Source organism: Burkholderia sp. BCC1988, assembly GCF_905339895.1.
Classification (GTDB): domain Bacteria; phylum Pseudomonadota; class Gammaproteobacteria; order Burkholderiales; family Burkholderiaceae; genus Burkholderia.
The window spans coordinates 21,983-40,790 of sequence record NZ_CAJPHA010000015.1; the positions used below are offsets into that span (position 1 = coordinate 21,983).

An 18,808-nucleotide genomic window follows, 5' to 3' on the forward strand; every position below is an offset into this window, starting at 1 on the left:
GCCGTGAGCGGCGCGCGGCACGCAGCGCAGCGCAGCCGCAGTGACCACGGGCGATTCCATCTCGACGGGTGGAATCGCCCGTTTCGTTTGGGCGCCGATGATTCATGGAGCGATGCGCACGCGACCCGTGCGCGACGCGGATCCGTCCCAGCCTGATTGGTATTTATCCCGGTCGACGCCGCGCAGCGGTTTCCATATTGTTCCCCGTCATGCAGGATGTATAGAAAAAATTTCTATCTACGAGGGACTGGGTAAATGGATGCCATCGATCGCAAGCTGCTGGAGCTGTTGCAGGCAGATGCCACATTGCCGATCGCGGAACTCGCGCAGCGCGTGAACCTGTCGCAGACGCCCTGCTGGAAGCGCGTGCAGCGGCTCAAGGAAACCGGCGCGATCCGCGCGCAGGTCGCGCTGTGCGATCCGCGCAAGCTCGGGGTCGGCACGACCGTGTTCGTCGCGATCCGCACGAACCAGCACACCGAGGAGTGGGCGCAGCGTTTCACGCAGGTCGTGTGCGACATGCCGGAAGTCGTCGAGGTCTACCGGATGAGCGGCGAGACCGACTATCTGCTGCGGGTGGTGGTGGCCGGCATCGACGATTTCGATCGCGTGTACAAGCAACTGATCCGCGCGGTGCCGCTGTTCGACGTGAGCTCGTCGTTCGCGATGGAGCAGATCAAGTATTCGACCGCGCTGCCGGTGCGCGATCTGGCCGAGCCGGCGTAGCGCGCGGAACGGCAACGCGTCGCGGCGCATCGCGTCGGTGCGGGTGGGTTGCGTGTTCCCGCCGCCGTGGCCCGACGTCGTCGTAATGGCCCGCTCAGCGGCCGCGCGACATGGCGCGTGCACGTTCGTCCGCCAGCGCGTCGCGGCGCACGAACTCCGCGACGAACGGGCTGGCCGGATGGTGATGCAGCGCGTACGGCGTGTCCCATTGCGCGAGACGGCCGTCCTTCATCACGCCGATCCGGTCGGCGATCGCGAACGCTTCAGCCTGGTTGTGCGTGACGAGGATCGCGGTGTGACCCGTGCGCTTGAGGATGTCGCGGAGCTCGAATGCGAGCCGCTCGCGCGTATCGACGTCGAGATTCGAGAACGGCTCGTCGAGCAGCAGCAGCTCAGGCGACGGCGCGAGCGCGCGGGCGAGGGCGACGCGCTGCTGCTGGCCGCCCGACAGTTCGTGCGGATACGCGCTGCCTGACGCGGCGAGGCCGACGAGTTCGAGCAGGTCCGCGACGCGGGCGCGCCGCTCGGCCTTCGGCATGCGCCGCAGGCCGAACGCGACGTTGTCGGCCGCGCTCAGGTGCGGGAACAGCGCATAGTCCTGGAACATCATGCCGATGCGCCGCCGCTCGGGCGGCACGTCGAGCGACGGTGCCGAGACGGGCGTGCCGTCCAGCACGATGCGCCCCATGCGCACGGGCTCGAAGCCCGCGATCGCGCGCAGCACGGTGGTCTTGCCGCAGCCCGATGCGCCGAGCAGGCAGCCGATGTCGCCGCGCGGCAGCGCGAGGCTCAGCCCTTCGACCACCGAGCGGCGGCCGTGCGGCGTATCGTAGGCGACGCAGAGGTCGTCGAGTTCGAGCAGGTTCACGGTGTCAGGCTCCGATCTTGTGACGGGTGCGTGCGAGCAGGATCACGGGCACGAGCCCGGCCAGCACGATCGCGAGCGCGGCGACCGCGCCTTCCTCGTAGGTGCCGCGCGCGGCTTCCGCATACAGCCAGGTCGCGAGCGTGTCGAAATTCAGCGGACGCAGCAGCAGCGTCGCCGGCAGCTCCTTCATCGCATCGACGAAGACGAGCAGCGCGCTCGTCGTGAGCGCGGGCCGCAGCAGCGGCAGGTGCACGCGGCGCAGCGTGCCGCCGGCCGTCTCGCCGAGCGAGCGCGCGGCCTGTTCGAGCGACGGCGGAATGCGCGCGAGGCCGGCTTCGATGCTGCCGGCCGAGATCGCGAGAAAGCGCACGGTGTACGCGATCACGAGCGCGGCCGCCGACCCCATCAGCAGCAGCCCGTCGCGGCCGAGCGCGGCACCCAGCAGCCGGTCGGCGGCCGCGAACGGGATCAGCAGGCCGATCGCGAGCACGGTGCCCGGCACCGCGTAGCCGAGGCTCGCGATTCGCGCGCACACGCGGGCCGGGCCCGCGCGCGCGCTGTCGCGCTGCGCGCGCGCCGCCCACGCGACGACCAGCCCGCATGCGAGCGTCGTGACCGTTGCGGCGGCGGCGATCGTCAGCGTATTCGCAAGCCCGGTCAGCAACTGCGCGGATACGCCGCCGACGAGATGCAGCCGCTTGCCGGTCTCGACCGCGAGGTACGCGGCCGGCGCGCCGAAGCCGAGCAGCACCGGCAGCCAGCCGAGCGCGGCGGCGCTCCACGCGGCCGCGCCCGTCAGCTTGCGCGGTGCGAGCGGACGCATGCGGCGGCCGTGCGCGTAGCGCTGGCGGCGGCGCCCGTGGCGTTCGAGCACGATCATGCCGACCACGATCGCGAGCATCGCGAGCGCGATCTGCGCGGCGCCCGCGAGATCGGAGCGCGTGATCCACGTGGTGTAGACCGATACGGTCAGCGTCTGCACGCCGAGGAATTCCGATGCGCCGATGTCGTTCAGCGTTTCGAGCAGTGCGAGGCTCACGCCGACCGCGATCGCGGGCCGCGCGAGCGGGACGACGACGCGCCAGAACGTCGCGATGCGTCCGGCGCCGAGCGTGCGCGCGGCTTCGAGCAGGCTCGCGGACTGCGTGACGAACATCGCGCGCGTGCTCAGGTACACATACGGATACAGCACGAAGCCGAGCACGAAGATCGCGCCGGGCAGCGAGCGCAGGTCGGGCAGGCGGAACTGGCGCGGGCTGTCGAAGCCGAGCAGCCAGCGGATCGCGCCCTGCACGGGGCCGATCGGGTGGAGCAGGTCGAGATACGCGAACGCGACGATGTAGGTGGGCACCGCGAGCGGCAGCAGCAGCGCCCAGGTCAGCGTCCGGCGGCCCGGAAAATCGTACGCGGTGACGAGCCACGCGCAGCCGGTGCCGACGACCGTGACAATCGCGCCGACGCCCGCGAGCAGCAGCAGCGTATTGGCGAGCGCCTGCGGCAGCACGAATTCGGCGAGGTGCTGCCAGTGCGCGAGATCGGCGCCGAGCGCGGCGGCGACCAGCACCGCGAGCGGCGCGGCGACCACCGCGGCGATCGCGACGGCCGCGCCCAGCCAGAGGCTGCCCGCGCGCGAACCGAGCGGCCGGCGGCGCGCGCGCACGAACGCTGCATCAGTTGTCAAAGCCGACCTTGTCGACGAGCTGGCTGGCCGCCTTGCGGTGCTTCGCGATGTCGGCCAGCGGCAGCGGGTCGACCTTCAGCGTGCCGAAGCTCGCGATCACCGGGTCGAGCTTCACGTTCGCGCGCACCGGGTATTCGTAGTTCGCCTGCGCATACAGCGCCTGCGCTTCCGGCGACACGAGGTACTCGAGCAGCTTCACCGCGTTGGCCTTGTGCGGCGCGTGCTTCGCGACGGTCGCGCCGCTGATGTTGACGTGCGTGCCGCCGCTCTTCGCGTTCGCGAACGTCGGCCGCACGACCTTGATCGCGTCGCCCCACTTGCGCGCGTCGCTGCCGGCTTCCGCGTTCTTCATGTGACCGACGTAGTACGCGTTCGCGAGGCCGACGTCGCAGATGCCGCCGAGAATGTCGCGCGCGACGTCGCGGTCGCCGCCCGTCGCCTTGCGCGCGAGGTTCGCCTTCACGCCGCGCAGCCACTTTTCGGTCGCGGCTTCGCCGTCGTGCGCGATCATCGCCGCGACGAGTGCCGTGTTGTACGGATGCTGCCCCGAGCGGATGCAGACCTTGCCCTTCCATTTCGGATCGGCGAGATCCTCGTAGCGGAACGCGTCGACCTTCAGGTCCTTCTCCACGTACAGCACGCGATCGCGCAGCGACAGCGCGTACCAGTCGCCCTGCGCGCCGCGCAGGTTCGCGGGGATCGCGTCGTCGAGCACCTTCGAGCGCACCGGCTGCGCGAGCCCGCCGTCGACGAGATCGAGCAGGTTGCCGATGTCGACCGTCATCAGCACGTCCGCCGGCGACTGCGCGCCTTCCGCCTTCACGCGCTCGAGCAGGCCGTCCTTCACGAACACCGTATTGACCTTGACGCCGCTCTGTTTCGTGAACGCGTCGATCAGCGGCTGGATCAGCTTCGGTTCGCGGGTGGTGTACAGGCTCACTTCCTCGGCCGCGTGGGCCAGCGGCGCGAACGCGGCGGCAAGGGCGAGGGCGCCGGCGAGCGGCAGCAGGCGGGTGCGCGGATTCGACATGGAGACTCCGATGAGGCAGGCGGACGAGGAAGCGTTCCGGGGCGTGCCTGCCGCCCGAGCGACCCGAAACATTACAAAGCGAAAGATTTCGGATTCTAGATCGAAATGGGAATGATTATCAAATGAAAGGTGATGGAAAGTGATGCGGAAGGAACGGGGAGGGACACGGAGACGGGGCGTCGCGGCACGGGCGCAAGCGCGTAGAATGCCCGCTTCAACGAATTCGACGGAGCCGCACCGACCATGAACGATCAGCGCAAGAAGAACCCTGTCCGCAACGTGAGCATCCTGATCGTCGTGGTCGTGCTGTTCGTGATCGGGACGATCCTGTACAACGCGATCTCGCAGAAGCGTGCGTACGACGAGGCCCATCCGGCCGAGGCCGCGAGCGCAGCGTCGCACTGACGCGGACACGGATGCGCATGATCGCTGCGTGGCCCGGTCGGGCGGCCAGCGATGTGTGTGTGGGAAGCGGGAAGCGGCGGCGGGCGACGCGCGAAGCGCCGCGTTACGCCGGGAGAGACGCGGGCGCCGAAGCCGGCGCGCCGCATGCAAGGATCAGGCGTGCGTCATCGTGACGCAGGCGCAAACTTCGGGCGGATCCGAGCGTAGAACACGGCCGCGAGCAGCGCGAGCCATGCCGCGCCGACGTAGAGCGCGACACGCGTATCCTCGAACCAGCCGAGCATCACGATCACGAAGCCCATGAACGCGATCGTCAGCGCGGGCGCGACGGGCCACAGCGGCACCTTGAACTTCAGCGCCGCGACTTCCGCGCTCGACAGGCGACGGCGCATCGCGACCTGCGACAGCAGGATCATCAGCCATACCCACACGGTCGCGAACGTCGCGATCGCCGCGACCACCAGGAACACGTCCTTCGGCATCAGGTAGTTGAGCAGCACGCCGACCAGCAGCGCGCCGGCCATCACGAGCACCGTGACCCACGGCACGCCGTGCCGCGACGTCGTCATCAGCACGCGCGGCGCCTGGCCCTGCCGCGCCATCCCGAACATCATTCGGCCCGCGCCGAAGATGTCGCTGTTGATCGCCGAGATCGCCGCGCTGATCACCACGAGGTTGAGGATCGTCGCGGCCGACTTCACGCCGAGCGCCGAGAAGATCTGCACGAACGGGCTGCCGTCGCTGCCGACGCCGGTCCACGGGCTGATCGACATCAGCACGACCATCGTCAGCACGTAGAACAGCAGGATGCGCGCGGGCACCGCGTTGATCGCGCGCGGAATCACGCGCTCCGGGTCCTTCGCCTCGCCGGCGCTCATCCCGATCACCTCGATGCCGCCGTACGCGAAGATCACGACCGACAGCGACGCGATCAACCCGCCGATCCCGTTCGGGAAGAAGCCGCCATGGTTCCACAGGTTCGCGAACGTCGGCGCGTCGGCCGAATGGCCGAAATGCATGCCGCTCAGCAGGATCGCGACGCCGCCGCCGATCATCGCGACGATCGCGCCGACCTTGATGATCGACAGCCAGAATTCGAGCTCGCCGAACACCTTCACGTGGCACAGGTTCAGCCCGCAGATGACCGCGACGACGCCGAGCACCCAGATCCATTGCGGGACGTCCGGAAACCAGAAGCCCATGTAGATGCCGAACGCGGTGATGTCGGCGATCGCGACGATCACCATTTCGAGCGTGTAGGTCCAGCCGGTGACGAAGCCCGCGAACGGCCCGAGGTTTTCCGTCGCGTAGTGGCCGAACGAGCCGGCGACGGGCTCGCGCACGGCCATCTCGCCGAGCGCGCGCATCACCATGTAGACGGCCGCGCCGCCCAGGATATAGGCCAGGATCACCGCCGGGCCCGCGAGCTGGATCGCGGACGCCGAGCCGTAGAACAGGCCGGTGCCGATCGCCGAGCCCAGCGCGAGAAAGCGGATGTGCCGCGCGCTCAGGTGGCGCTGCAAGTTTTTCATCGAGTCTCCGATATCGTTTTATGCGACGGACCGGGCAAGCGGGGCCGGTCCCGATGGCTCAAGTTGTCTATACAACTTAAATGTGAACGAATGATAACAAGCCGGGCCATGTGACCGGAATCGGGTATTCCCTGACTGGCGCAACCGGCGGAATCGGGCGTGGGGCCATCGCGCGGCGGGCGCGCGGGCCCTGTGGGGCGTGCGGGGCGGGCGGAGCATGGGTCGGAAGGGGATTGCGGGAGCGGGGCGCGCCGCCGGCCGGCCCGCTTGCATGCGCGGGCGGCCGGCGGCGGGACAACTTCATGCCGTCATGCGGGCAGGCGAATGACGCTTGCGTCCTTGCGGATCAGCAGCGACGACGCGAGCATCTGCTTGCACTGGTGCGCGAGCACCTTCAGGTCGTGCGTGAGCTCGGCGCCCACCGCGTCGGATTTTTCCGCGGACACGACCATCGCGTCGAGCTCGCGCGTGATCTGCTTCGTCGCGTCGAGCTGGTCGGCCGGCGGCGGCTCGCCGGCTTCCGCCTTCTCGAGATTCTCGAGCACGGCGGACAGGCCGCGGCGCAGCGCATCGTCGTGGACGAGGTGCGCGTCGGCCGCGCATGCGCTTCGGATCAGCGGTGCGGCGGCGGTGATCTGCGCGCCGAGCACGTGCGTCTGCACGAGCAGGTCGTTCAGTTCGGGCACGAAGCGCTGGTGCGCCTTCGGCTCGATCATCATCCGCTGGAACGCCTGGCCGAGGTTCGCGAACGCGATGTGCACGTCCTTGCGCGCGAGGCGGTAGCGGTAGTCGTCGTCGAGGGCGGCGGCCGGTGTCTCGATCGCCGCGGCGACGACCGGCACGACCGCCGCGCCGTCGGCGGCCGGCACCGGCGGCGCCGATGCACCGCGCCCGGCGCGCCAGACGGCCTCGAAATACTTGCGGGTCGACGTCAGCATGTCGGTGACGAGCTTGCCCATCAGCCGGTATTCCCAGTACGGGAACAGGCGGCTCGCGGCGATCGCGATCATGCAGCCGACCACCGTGTCGATCGCGCGCTCGCCGATGATCCGCATGCTGCCCGGCGCGAGCAGGTGGAACATCAGCAGTACATAAGACGACGTGAATACGACGCTCGCCGCGTAGTTGAACAGCAGCAGGCTGTAGCTCATCACCATCGACCCGAACATGATCGCGATCAGCAGGTGCGGCTCCTTGACCGTGTAGATCAGCGCGATGCTCGCCGCGCAGCCGATCAGCGTGCCGACGATACGCTGCGCGTTGCGCTGCTTGGTGAGCGAGTAGCCGGGCTTCAGGATGATGATGGTCGTCATCACGATCCAGTACGCGTTCGTGAGCGGCAGCAGCCGGCCGAGCCAGAAGCCGACCGCGACCGCGATCGTCACGCGCAGCGCGTGGCGGAAGCTCGGCGAGCGCATGTTCAGGTTCGAGAAGATCAGCAGCGGCGACATCCGGCGCCGCTGCAGGAAGCGCGTGAGCGCCTTGTCGATCTTCAGTTCGGTCTGCTGCGGGTCGGCATGGCCCGACAGGTTGCGGCGCATCCGGTCGATCAGGCGCGTCGCGCTCCAGATGCGCCGGAACGTCGCGAGCACGGCCGCGTAGGCTTCCGCGTTGGTGGCCGGGAAGCTCTTCTTGCGCATCAGCTCGATCTCGTACTCGATCGCGCGAAGTTCGGCCTTCACGCTGATGCGCGAATGCGGCGCGCGGTTCTCGAGCACCGCGAGACCGATCTCCTCGAGATCGGCGGCCGCCTTGCAGATCAGGTCGCGATAGAAAATGATCAGGTCGGAGCCGCCGAACGTGTTGCGTATGAGCGGGTAGTCGGTGTGTGCGCCAACGAACAGTTCGTGCAGGTCGACGCTGTTGATGAACAGGTTGTACATCGTCGCGCGGCCGGGATCGAGCTTGCCGCGGCGCAGCTTCGGCAGGTTGCGCAACACGATGTCGCGCGCGGTTTCCTGCGTTTCGACCGCGGTGATCTGCTTCGCGACGAGATTGCGGTAGCACTCGTCGAGATCGGCGTCGAGATCGTAGAACCGCGCGCGCGCGAGCAGGTAGTCGGCGCACGCGAACAGGCTTTCGGCGAGCGCCTGCTGCTCGATCCGGCGCGCCTGCCATTGCGACACGAGCGTCGCCCAGTACGTGTACCAGAGGCCGCCCGCGAGAATCCAGCCGGCATTGATGAACGCCTGCAGCGGCGTGAACTTCTCCTCGAGCGTCATCACCATCATGAACAGCGTCGCGAAGCTGATCTGCGGCCAGCGGTTGCCGTAGACGACGATCAGCGACAGCACGAACGTGAGCGGCACGATCGTCAGCCACAGCGCGAAGATGTTCGGCGTGGCGAGGCCGGTCGCGAGCGCGGCCAGGAAGCCGATCACGCTGCACGCGAGCATTTCGTTGTGCTTGTACTTCAGCGGGCCCGGCATGTCGACGACGCACGCGCCGAGCGCGCCGGTCGAGATCGTGAAGCCGAGCTCCCGGTTGTGAAACACGATCAGGCACAGCACGGCCGGCAGCGATACGCCGACCGCGATCCGCAGGCCGCCGAAAAAGTACTGGCTGTAGAAAAACTTTCTGATTTCGACCGAATAGCGCATCGATGGGCTGAATGACAGACGAAGACGCCCGGGGCGGCGTATTGACTGGCGACGAGTCTATCGTATTTCGCGGTCCGCAAAACCTGGCCGTTCGGACGACGTTCATCGCGACGGCCCTTTTGCTATCCTTGGTGCTCCCGTTCGCCCGGCCCGTCCGGCGCGAGGCTCCGACACCCGCTTCATGCTCCATCTCTTCTATTCGAACCGTCACGAGACGCTGGCCGACGCGCTGCTCGACGACCTGGCCGCGTTCCCGGCCCGCAACGGCCCGTGGGCGCCGCAGCAGGTCATCGTGCCGAGCGCGGCGCTGCGCCGCCGTCTGGAACTCGACATCGCCGCGCGCCACGGCGTGTGCGCGAACGTCGAGTTCACGTATCTCGCGCAATGGCTGTGGGCGCAGATCGGCCGCGTGCTGACGGTGCCGGCACGCTCGCCGTTCGCACCCGATCGCCTCGTGTGGCGCTGCTACCGGCTGTTCGCGCAGGGCGCGGGCGGCGCGCCGTGGCTCGCGTCGCCGCGGCTGGCCGCGTATCTGTCCGCGTCCGACGATGCAATGCGCTACGAGCTCGCGCAGCGCGTCGCGGCCGTGCTCGATCATTACCTGACTTACCGGCCCGAATGGCTGGCCGCATGGCAGGCCGGCGAATCGGTGCTCGCGGGCGACGCCGTGCCGCGCGGGATCAGCGACGCCGCACGCGACGACGAGCGCTGGCAGGCCGCCCTGTGGCGCGCGCTGCTCGCGGAGCTGAGCGACAGCGGCACGCCGCCCGCGCATCGCTTCCTCGTGGAGGCGCGCAACCTCGATCCCGAAAACGTCCCGCGTGCCGACTGGCCTGAATCGGTCAGCGTGTTCGCGCTGCCGACGATGCCGCCGCTGCACGTCGCGCTGCTGCGCGAGCTGTCGCGCTGGATCGACGTGCGCGTCTATGCGCTCAACCCGTGCCGCGAATTCTGGTTCGACATCGTCACCGCCGCGCATGCCGAGGCGCTCGACGCGGCCGGCCGGCTCGACTACCAGGAAGTCGGCCATCCGCTGCTCGCCGAGTGGGGCCGGCAGACGCAGGCGCAGCTGCACATGTTGCACGAACTGACTGAAAGCGCCGCGTCGGGCGATGCGTCGCGTTTCGTCGGGAATCCCGCGCCGACCTGGCTTGCGCGCGTACAGAACGCGATCCTCGACCTGCAGCCGGAGGCCGCGCTCGGCGAAGCGCCGGTCGAGCGCGGGATCGAGGTGCACGTGTGCCACAGCCTCGCGCGCCAGCTCGAGGTGCTGCACGACCGCCTGCTCGCGTGGTTCGATGCGGACGCGACGCTGCAGCCGTCCGACGTGCTGGTGGCGGTCGCCGATCTAGCCGCGGCCGGGCCGCTGATCGATGCCGTGTTCGGCACGGCGGGCGCCGGCGGCGCGCGCGTGCCTTACCGGATCACCGGCCTGCCGCCGTCGCAGGCGAACCCGGTCGCGCGCGTGCTGCTCGAATGGCTCGCGTTGCCGGAACGGCAGGTCGGCGCGCCGGAGCTGGTCGAATGGCTGCGCGTCGACGCGGTGGCGGCCCGTTACGGCATCGACGCGGCCGCGCTCGAGACGGTGCAGACCTGGCTCGCGGCCGCCGGCGCGCGGCGCGGGCTGTCGCCGACGGCGAGCGACGATGCGGCGGTGCCGGCGCCGCGCCATACGTTTTCCGATGCGCTCGCGCGGCTGTTCCTCGGCTATGCGATGCCCGAAGGCGCGGCACCGGTCGGCGCGTGGCTGCCGATCGAGGCGGCCACCGGCAGCGAGGCGGAACTGCTCGGCCGGCTCGCGCGCTTCACGGACGATCTCGACGGCTTCTCGCGACGGCTCGCCGACGCACACACGCCGCGCGCATGGAGCGAACTGTTCGCCGACACGCTCGCACGGTTCTTCGACTCCGGCGCCGCGTATGCCGATGCGCTCTCGGGCGTGCGCGACGCGCTCGACGCGATGCTCGCCGCGATGACGGAAGGCGCGCCCGACGAGGCGTTGCCCGCGGCCGTCGTGCGCGCGGGGCTGGCCGCCGCGCTCGACGATCCGGCGCGCGGCGGGGTGCCGTGGGGCGGCGTCACGTTCTCGTCGCTGACGAGCTTGCGCGGGCTGCCGTACCGCGTCGTGTGCCTGCTCGGGATGGACGACGGCGTGCTGCCGAGCCTCGCCCGCGCGGACGAGTTCGACCTGATGGCCGTGTTGCCGAAGCTCGGCGACCGGCAGCGCCGCGACGACGAGCGCAACCTGTTCCTCGACCTGCTGCTCGCCGCGCGCGACCGGCTGCTGATTGCCTATACGGGGCGCAGCATTCGCGACAACGCGCCGTTGCCGCCCGCGGCGCTCGTCGACGAACTGCTCGACCATCTCGCGCTCGTCACGGCCGGCGACGACGCCGCGCCGGACGCGGTCGATGCCGCGCGGCGCGCGTTCATCGTCGAACATCCGCTGCAACCGTTCGCGGCCGAGTATTTCCGGCCCGGCAGCGAACTGGCTTCGTACGACGCCGAGCGCGCGACACTCGCGTCGCTGCTGGCAGCCGAAGCCGCGCGCGACGCGACGCGCGAGCAGCCGTTTTTCGCGCAGCCGCTGCCGGCCGAGCCGGTCGAGCCCGTCGCGTTCAGCGAATTCGAACGTTTCTGGCGGCATCCGGCCCGCGCGCTGCTGCGTGCGCGGCTCGGCATCGTGCTGTCCGACGCGCAGGCCGAACTGCTCGATACCGAACCGTTCGCGCTCGACTTCGCGGGCAGCGACGCGCTCGCCGAGCGCGTGCTGCCGCTTTTGATCGAATCGGACGAAGGCGGCGTGCACGATCATGCGCTGCGCATCGCGGACGCCAGCCCGGAACTGCCGGGCGGCGCGACGGGCGCGGTGTGGCGCGACCAGGCGCTCGGCTCGATGACGCAGCTCGCGTCGAACGTGCGGCGTGCGCTGGCCGACGGCATGGAGCGGCGGCCGTTCACGCTCGCGATCGCGCCCGCATGGCCCGACACCGACCACGCGCTGTTCGGCGCCGACGACGCGATGCTGTCTGGCGATGCGGTGAGTGCGCCGCTCGAGCTGCACGGCACGCTGAACCGGCTGACGCCGGCCGGCCAGATCATCTATCGCTATGCACGGCCGAGCGCGCGCGACTACCTGTCCGCGTGGCTCGCGCATCTCGTCTATTGCGCGGTGGAGCCCGAGGGTCCGCGCCGCACGCTGTGGTTCGGCAGCGGCGGCGCCTTCGAGCTGACGCCGGTCGCGGCGCCGCTCGAGCGCCTCGCGCCGCTCGCCGCGCTGTTTCGCGCGGGGCGGCGCATGCCGCTGCGCTTCTTCCCGCGCAGCGCATGGGCGTGCGTGTCCGACGGCGAGGCGAAGGCCGCGAGCGTATGGATCAACGAGCGCGTGGTGAGCGAAGCCGACGATCCGGCCATCGCGATCGCATGGCGCGGCGCGCATCCGTCGCTCGACGAGCCGTTCGGCACGCTCGCGCGGCTCGTGTTCGAGCCGATGCTGGAACACCTGAAGGAGGTCGCATGAGCGCCGCATCCCAGCCGCAGGCGGCGCTCGAACTCGACGTGTTCGCGTGCCCGCTCGACGGCGTCAACCAGATCGAGGCGTCGGCCGGTACCGGCAAGACCTGGAACATTTGCGCGCTTTACGTGCGCCTGTTGCTGGAGAAGGACCTCGGCGCGGACGAAATCCTCGTCGTGACCTTCACGAAGGCGGCGACGGCCGAATTGCACGAGCGGATCCGCGGCCGGCTGGCGCAGCTCGCCCATGCGCTCGATACCGGTGACGACGGCGGCGATCCGTTCGTCGCGCGCCTGCTCGAGACGACGCTCGGCACAGCCGGCGCGCTCGACCCCGAGACTGCCGCCAAGCGGATCCGGCGTGCGTTGCGCGCATTCGACCAGGCGGCGATCCACACGATCCACGCGTTCTGCCAGCGTGCGCTGCAGGAAGCGCCGTTCGCGGCCGCGATGCCGTTCGCGTTCGACATGCAGGCCGACGATGCGGCGCTGCGCTTCGAGCTTGCGGCCGACTTCTGGCGCACGCGCGTCGAACCGCTGGCCGCACGCTGGCCGGGCTTCGCGACGTGGCTCGTCGATTCGGGCGCGGGGCCTGCCGCGCTCGACGCGCAACTGGCGCGCCGGCTGAAGAAGCCGCTCGCCGCGCTGCGCTGGGACGGCGTCGTCGAACCGGACGAATCGGCCGAGGCCGCTGCCGCCGAGTGCTTTGCGGAGGCCGCACGGATGTGGGCCGCCGAGCGCGACGCGATCGATGCGTTGCTGCGCACCGCGCAGCCCGCGCTCAACCAGCGTTCGCACAAGCCCGACGCGCTCGCCGATGCGCTCGCAGCATGGTCCGCGCATTTCGCGCAGGGCAATGCCGCGGCCGCGCTGCCGAAGGCGGCGCTCAAGCTCACGCGCACCGCGCTCGTGAAAGCGACGAAAAAGGGCGGCGCAACGCCCGAGCATGCGTTCTTCGATGTCGCCGATGCGCTCGAAGCGGCGGTGGCCGCGGCCGAGGCCGCGCAGCGCGCGCGCTGGCTCGCGCTGATCGCCGACTGGCTCGACACCGCACCGGGCGCGCTGGCCGAACGCAAGCGCACGCGCCGCGTCGTGTCGTTCGATGACCTGCTCGCGAACCTGTATCACGCGCTGCATGCGCATCCGTGGCTCGCCGAGACGCTGCGCGCGCGCTATCCGGCCGCGCTGATCGACGAATTCCAGGATACCGACCCGCTGCAGTTCGCGATCTTCGACCGGATCTTCGCGCCGGGCGGCCCGCTCTTTCTCGTCGGCGATCCGAAGCAGGCGATCTACAGCTTCCGTGCGGCGGATCTGCACACGTATCTCGCCGCGCGAGCCAGCGCGAGCGCGTGCTACACGCTCGCGGTCAACCAGCGCTCGACGCCGGCGATCGTCGATGCGTGCAACCGCTTCTTCATGTCGAACCCGCGCGCGTTCGTGCTCGACGGGCTCGACTATTACGCGGTGCGGGCCGGCACGCGCGTGCGCGCACCGTTCGTCGACGGCACCGATCCAGTCCCGGCCGGCGATTTCCGGATCTGGGCGCTGCCGGGCGGTGACGGCACGCTGCTCAAGCGCGACGCGCAGGCACAGGCCGCGCAGGCGTGCGCGGCCGAGATTGCCCGGCTGATGCGCGGCGCGCGCGAAGGGCATGTGCGGCTCGGGCGTACGCCGCTGTCGCCGGGCGACATCGCGGTGCTGGTTCAGACGCACCGGCAGGGCAGCCTCGTGAAGCGCATGCTCGCGACGTGGGGCATCGGCAGCGTCGAGCTCGCGCAGGCGTCGGTGTTTTCGACCGGCGACGCGGAGCAGCTCGAGCGCGTGCTGGCGGCGATCGATGCGCCGGGCGACCTGCGGCGCCTGCGCGCGGCGCTGGCAGCCGACTGGTTCGGCCTCGATGCGGGTGCGCTGTGGCGAATGGAGCAGGGCGACGGCGACGCGTCGCGCGAAGCGGACGACAGTGCGGACGCGATGAGCTGGGTCGAGCGCTTCTCGCGTTATCGGCTGCTGTGGCGCGAACGCGGCTTCGCGGTGATGTGGCGCACGTTCACGCGCGAGTTGCGGATCGCCGAGCGGCTGATGGCCGGCGCGGACGGCGAACGCCGCGTGACCGACATCAACCATCTGGCCGAGCTGACGCAGGCGCGCGCGTCCGCGCAGCCGGGCATCGCGCCGACGCTGCGCTGGCTCGCCGCGCAACGGCTCGACGGCGGCGGCGAGGAAGCCCAGTTGCGTCTCGAATCCGATCGCAACCTCGTCCAGATCGTGACCGTGCACAAGTCGAAGGGCCTCGAATACGCGGTCGTGTTCTGTCCGTTCCTGAACGACGGCGGGCTGCGCGAGCCGCCCGCGTCGGCGCTGCCCGACGCCCGCGAGTATCACGACGACGCGGGCGACGCCGTGCTGCATTACGGGTGCGACGACGAGGCCGCCGAGCATGCCGCGCGCCAGGCGCTGCGCGAACAGGCGGCCGAACGCGCGCGGCTCGTCTACGTGGCGCTCACGCGCGCGGTCTATCGGTGCTATCTCGTCGCCGGGCCTTATCTGTCGTCGCGCTCGACCCGCGAGGCGCGGCGCAGCGTGCTGAACTGGCTCGTGGCCGGCGCCGGCCAGTCGTTCGACGCGTGGCTCGACGAGCCGCCCGACGAAGCGGCGCTCGACGCGGCGTGGCAAGCACTCGCGAGCGGGCCCGTGAGCGTTGCACCGTTGCCGGTGCCGGCGCGCCGTGAGCGGCTCGCGGCCGGGCACGATGCATCGCAGACGCTCGCGGCACGTCATGCGACGCGCGTGTTGCGCGATGCGTGGCGGATGGCGAGCTTCAGTTCGCTGACCGCGTCGATGGCACGCGAGGAAGCAGGCGTCGCGCTCGTGCCGGACGACGAGCTGCGGCCCGATCACGATGCGCTTGCCGCAGTGGCGCCGGACGACGCATTCGTCGTGGCCGACACGGCGGCGGTCGAGCCGCCGGACGACGACATCCTCGTGTTTCCGCGCGGTGCGGCAGCGGGCGAATGCCTGCACCGCCTGTTCGAACTCAGCCGGTTCACCGAGCCCGATTCGTGGCACCGGGCGGCGCTCGGCGCGCTGCACGACCGGCCGGTCGAGGCCGAGCCCGAACTCGCGACGCGCCTGCCGGCGATGATGGCGCGGCTCGTCGGCGATGTCGTGCGCACGGAGCTCGTGCCGGGCATGCGGCTTGCGGATCTCGATCCCGCCAGGCGGCTCGACGAAATGGGTTTCCTGTTTCCGGCGCCGTCGCTCGAGCTGGGCGCGCTGCGCCGGTTGCTGGTCGCGCACGGTTATCCGGACGTTGCGCTGGACGCGGGCATGCTCGTCGGTTTCATCAAGGGTTTCATCGACATGATCGTCGAACACGACGGCCGCTTCTGGATCGTCGACTGGAAGTCGAACCACCTCGGCAATACGCCGGATGCCTATGGTCCGCGCGCGCTCGACGTCGCGATGGCCGATCACGCGTATCACCTGCAGGCACTGCTCTATACGGTCGCGCTGCATCGCTATCTGCGCGGGCGGCTGCCCGACTATGACTACGACACGCACATGGCGGGCTACCTGTACCTGTTCGTGCGCGGCGTGCGGCCCGGCTGGCGCAGCGGCGGCGAACCGGCCGGCGTGCATGCGCGGCGGCCCGCGCGCGAGCTCGTCGACGCGCTCGACCGGATGATGGAAGGGGGCCGCGCATGAACGTCACCGACGATACGCTCGAATTCACCGGTGGCCTCGTCGCGCGCCTGCCCGAGCCCGCGGATTTCGGCATCGCGCTCGCGGAAGGGTTCGCGCGGCGCATCGGCGACCTGTCGCGCCGCGCGGGTGCGCCGGCCGCGGCCGCGCGCTGGGCGGCGCGCGCCGCGTTCGCGACGAGCCGGGCGACCGCGGGCGGTCACGTGTGCGTGTCGCTCGGCGCGCTCGCGCAACGCTACGAGGAACCGGTCGACGACGTGCGCGCGGCGCTTGCCGCGAGCGGCGTGGTGGCGTTCGGCACGCTCGCGCGCGGCGACGAGCGGCCGCTGATCGTCGACCGGCTCGACCATCTGTATCTGTCGCGCTATTTCGACTACGAACGTCGGCTCGCCGATGCGCTCGTCGCGCAGGCCGGCGTCGCCGCGCCGGGCGACGCGCTGTCGCCGGACCGGTTGCGCGACAGTCTCGCGCGTTACTTCGGGCCCGCGACGGGCGACGTGGACTGGCAGCGCGTCGCGGCGATCGTCGCGCTGACGGGACGCGTGACGATTGTCAGCGGCGGCCCCGGCACCGGCAAGACGACGACCGTCGTCGGCGTGCTGGCGTGCCTGCTCGACGCGCATCCGGGCTTGCGCATCGCGCTGGCGGCACCGACCGGCAAGGCCGCGCAGCGGATGCAGGAAGCGCTGCACGCGCGGGCGGGCGACCTGCCGCCGGAACTTGCCGCGCGCCTGCCGGACACGTCGTACACGCTGCACCGCCTGCTGGGCGGCGGCGGCGCGGCGGGCTTCCGCCATCATCGCGACAATCCGTTGCCGTACGACCTGATCGTGGTCGACGAGGCGTCGATGATCGACGTCGCGCTCGCTGCGCATCTGCTCGATGCGCTCGCGCCCGGCGCTCGGCTCGTGTTGCTCGGCGACAAGGACCAGCTTGCCGCGGTCGAGGCCGGCGCCGTGTTCGCCGAACTCAGCGCCCGGCCGACGTTTACCGCCACGGCGCGCACGCGCATCGCGGACGCGCTCGGGGTCGACGAGGCGGCGTTCGTCGCGGCGTTGCCGGTGCCGGACGGCGAGGCGGCGGGCGCGGCCGGGGCGGTTGCCGCGCCAATTCCGGCGCCAGCATCCGTTCCGTTACCGGCTGCTCCCGCGCGCAAGGCGTCGGCGCGGCGGAACGTGGATACGCGCCAGGCGTCGCTGTTCGACGACGAGCCGCAGGCTGAAGCGGTTTCGCCTGCCGATGCCGCGCCACCCGCGGCTTCGTTGCCGCCTGCGGCGCTTGCACCGACCGACACCGATCGCACCTCGGCGGCCACCGATCCTGCATGGATCGAGGCCGGCGAACTCGCGTGGCTCGACGCGGTCGAGCTCACGCCGTTCGATCCGGCCGCCGCGGGCGATTCGGCGTGGGCGTCGACCGTCGCAACGCGCACCGACGACGGCGTTGCCGCCGCGTTCCCCGCACCCGCACCACTCGCGGACTGCGTCGTGTGGCTCGAACGCAATTACCGCTTCGGTCTCGATTCGGCGATCGGCCGCCTGTCGCTCGCGATCCGCCGCGGCGACGTGCAGGGCGCGCTCGACGCGTTGCCGACGGACGAGGCCGCGGCCGCGTCGTTTCATGACGATGCGGGCGACACGCTTGCGGCGTCGACCGTCGAGCGGCTCGCGCGCCGGTTCGGCGCCTACCTCGATGCGTTGCGCGCCGCGTTGTCCGCGCCGGTGCCCGACCCGTTGCCGTTGTTCGATGCGCTCAACCGCTTCCGGATCCTGTGCGCGACGCGCACGGGCTCGCGCGGCGCCGAGCACGTCAATGCGCTGGTGGCCACGCATGTGCGGCATGCCGCGCGCGTGCCGCTCGCGGTCGGCGCACACTGGTTCACCGGGCGGCCGATCATGGTGACGCGCAACGACTATGCGCTCGGGCTGTTCAACGGTGACATCGGCATCGCGCTGCCGGACGCGCACGGCGTGCTGCGCGTGTGGTTCCGCCGCGCGGACGGCTCCGCGCGCGCCGTGTCGCCTGCAGCGCTGCCGCCGCACGAAACGGCGTTCGCGCTGACCGTCCACAAATCGCAAGGCTCCGAATTCGACGAGGCCGCGCTCGTGCTGCCGGCGTCGTTCAGCCGCGTGCTCACGCGCGAACTCGTCTATACGGCCGTCACGCGCGCGCGTACGCGCGTGCAGGTGATCGGCCCGCGGCGTGTGCTGGCGCAGGCGGTCGCGACGCGCACGCAACGCGATTCGGGCCTCGCGGCCCGCGTCGACGAGGCACTCGCGCGGCGCCGCAAGGAGACGACGCGATGATGATCCGCTACACGCTCGATCCGGCCGAAGTCGAATGGACCGCCGTGCGCGCGCAGGGCGCGGGCGGCCAGAACGTCAACAAGGTATCGAGCGCGATTCACCTGCGCTTCGACATCCGCGCGTCGTCGCTGCCGCCCGTCATCAAGGAGCGGCTGCTCGCGCTGTCCGACCAGCGCATCACGCGCGACGGCATCGTCGTGATCAAGTCGCAGGAATACCGCACCCAGGAGAAAAACCGCGAGGCAGCGCTCGCGCGGCTCGATGCATTGATCGGCAGCGTCGCGTTCACGCCGCGCGCGCGCGTGGCGACACGGCCGACGCGCGCATCGAAGGAGCGGCGGCTCGAACACAAGTCGCGCCGCAGCGTGGTGAAATCCGGAAGAGGGAAGGTGATCGACTGACGGAAGGCCGACCCGGCCGGCATGGCGGGCGCCGCCGCGCC

Annotated in this window: 11 protein-coding genes; 6 read left to right on the forward strand and 5 right to left on the reverse strand. The window is 70.4% G+C overall.

The window, feature by feature from the left end:
* Positions 1-255 precede the first annotated feature (255 nt).
* Positions 256-726: an Lrp/AsnC family transcriptional regulator gene (locus tag U4012_RS21470; RefSeq protein ID WP_044848024.1), complete on the forward strand. Its 471-nt coding sequence runs from the start codon at positions 256-258 to the stop codon at positions 724-726.
* Positions 727-820: 94 nt separating this feature from the next.
* Here the strand turns inward: U4012_RS21470 and U4012_RS21475 are convergent, their stop codons facing one another.
* From U4012_RS21475 to U4012_RS21485, 3 genes are read right to left on the reverse strand one after another with little or no spacing between them, the layout of a single operon-like run.
* Positions 821-1,594 (reverse strand): ABC transporter ATP-binding protein, encoded by a 774-nt coding sequence (locus U4012_RS21475; protein ID WP_321801319.1) that lies wholly within the window; start codon positions 1,592-1,594, stop codon positions 821-823.
* Positions 1,595-1,598: 4 nt separating this feature from the next.
* A complete protein-coding gene (locus U4012_RS21480) occupies positions 1,599-3,275 on the reverse strand; it encodes an iron ABC transporter permease (RefSeq protein WP_321801321.1) in 1,677 nt (558 codons plus the stop codon).
* The gene (locus U4012_RS21485; protein WP_321801323.1) at positions 3,265-4,305 is read right to left on the reverse strand and encodes a Fe(3+) ABC transporter substrate-binding protein; all 1,041 of its coding nucleotides are present in this window, start codon (positions 4,303-4,305) and stop codon (positions 3,265-3,267) included. The genes U4012_RS21480 and U4012_RS21485 overlap by 11 nt, the downstream gene beginning before the upstream one ends.
* A 243-nt stretch (positions 4,306-4,548) precedes the next feature.
* Between U4012_RS21485 and U4012_RS21490 the strand changes: the two genes are divergently transcribed.
* Positions 4,549-4,710 carry a hypothetical protein gene (locus U4012_RS21490; protein ID WP_124487525.1) on the forward strand — a complete coding sequence of 54 codons (162 nt, stop codon included), beginning with the start codon at positions 4,549-4,551 and terminating at the stop codon, positions 4,708-4,710.
* A 164-nt stretch (positions 4,711-4,874) separates the two neighbouring features.
* On the opposite strand, the gene U4012_RS21495 is transcribed toward U4012_RS21490, so the two are convergent.
* A complete protein-coding gene (locus tag U4012_RS21495) occupies positions 4,875-6,242 on the reverse strand; it encodes an amino acid permease (protein ID WP_124487526.1) in 1,368 nt (455 codons plus the stop codon).
* A 308-nt stretch (positions 6,243-6,550) separates the two neighbouring features.
* Positions 6,551-8,842 carry an FUSC family protein gene (locus tag U4012_RS21500; protein WP_321801327.1) on the reverse strand — a complete coding sequence of 764 codons (2,292 nt, stop codon included), beginning with the start codon at positions 8,840-8,842 and terminating at the stop codon, positions 6,551-6,553.
* Positions 8,843-9,023: 181 nt separating this feature from the next.
* Here U4012_RS21500 and recC point away from each other — a divergent pair, with 181 nt between their 5' ends.
* From recC to arfB, 4 genes are read left to right on the forward strand one after another with little or no spacing between them, the layout of a single operon-like run.
* A complete protein-coding gene (gene recC / locus U4012_RS21505; RefSeq protein WP_321801329.1) occupies positions 9,024-12,362 on the forward strand; it encodes an exodeoxyribonuclease V subunit gamma in 3,339 nt (1,112 codons plus the stop codon).
* Positions 12,359-16,063: an exodeoxyribonuclease V subunit beta gene (gene recB, locus U4012_RS21510; RefSeq protein ID WP_321801331.1), complete on the forward strand. Its 3,705-nt coding sequence runs from the start codon at positions 12,359-12,361 to the stop codon at positions 16,061-16,063. The genes recC and recB overlap by 4 nt, the downstream gene beginning before the upstream one ends.
* On the forward strand, positions 16,060-18,366 hold the full coding sequence (locus tag U4012_RS21515; protein ID WP_321801333.1) for an AAA family ATPase: 2,307 nt from the start codon (positions 16,060-16,062) through the stop codon (positions 18,364-18,366). Before recB ends, U4012_RS21515 begins: the two co-directional genes overlap by 4 nt.
* Positions 18,363-18,767: an alternative ribosome rescue aminoacyl-tRNA hydrolase ArfB gene (gene arfB / locus U4012_RS21520; RefSeq protein ID WP_044848015.1), complete on the forward strand. Its 405-nt coding sequence runs from the start codon at positions 18,363-18,365 to the stop codon at positions 18,765-18,767. The genes U4012_RS21515 and arfB overlap by 4 nt, the downstream gene beginning before the upstream one ends.
* The last annotated feature ends 41 nt before the right edge of the window (positions 18,768-18,808 follow it).

Bases quoted from the DNA above. Each gene is read 5' to 3' on its own strand.
- U4012_RS21470 (WP_044848024.1), top strand. From the start codon at position 256: ATGGATGCCATCGATCGCAAGCTGCTGGAGCTGTTGCAGGCAGATGCC.
- U4012_RS21485 (WP_321801323.1), bottom strand. From the start codon at position 4,305: ATGTCGAATCCGCGCACCCGCCTGCTGCCGCTCGCCGGCGCCCTCGCC.
- U4012_RS21490 (WP_124487525.1), top strand. From the start codon at position 4,549: ATGAACGATCAGCGCAAGAAGAACCCTGTCCGCAACGTGAGCATCCTG.
- U4012_RS21495 (WP_124487526.1), bottom strand. From the start codon at position 6,242: ATGAAAAACTTGCAGCGCCACCTGAGCGCGCGGCACATCCGCTTTCTC.
- U4012_RS21500 (WP_321801327.1), bottom strand. From the start codon at position 8,842: ATGCGCTATTCGGTCGAAATCAGAAAGTTTTTCTACAGCCAGTACTTT.
- recC (WP_321801329.1), top strand. From the start codon at position 9,024: ATGCTCCATCTCTTCTATTCGAACCGTCACGAGACGCTGGCCGACGCG.
- recB (WP_321801331.1), top strand. From the start codon at position 12,359: ATGAGCGCCGCATCCCAGCCGCAGGCGGCGCTCGAACTCGACGTGTTC.
- U4012_RS21515 (WP_321801333.1), top strand. From the start codon at position 16,060: ATGAACGTCACCGACGATACGCTCGAATTCACCGGTGGCCTCGTCGCG.
- arfB (WP_044848015.1), top strand. From the start codon at position 18,363: ATGATGATCCGCTACACGCTCGATCCGGCCGAAGTCGAATGGACCGCC.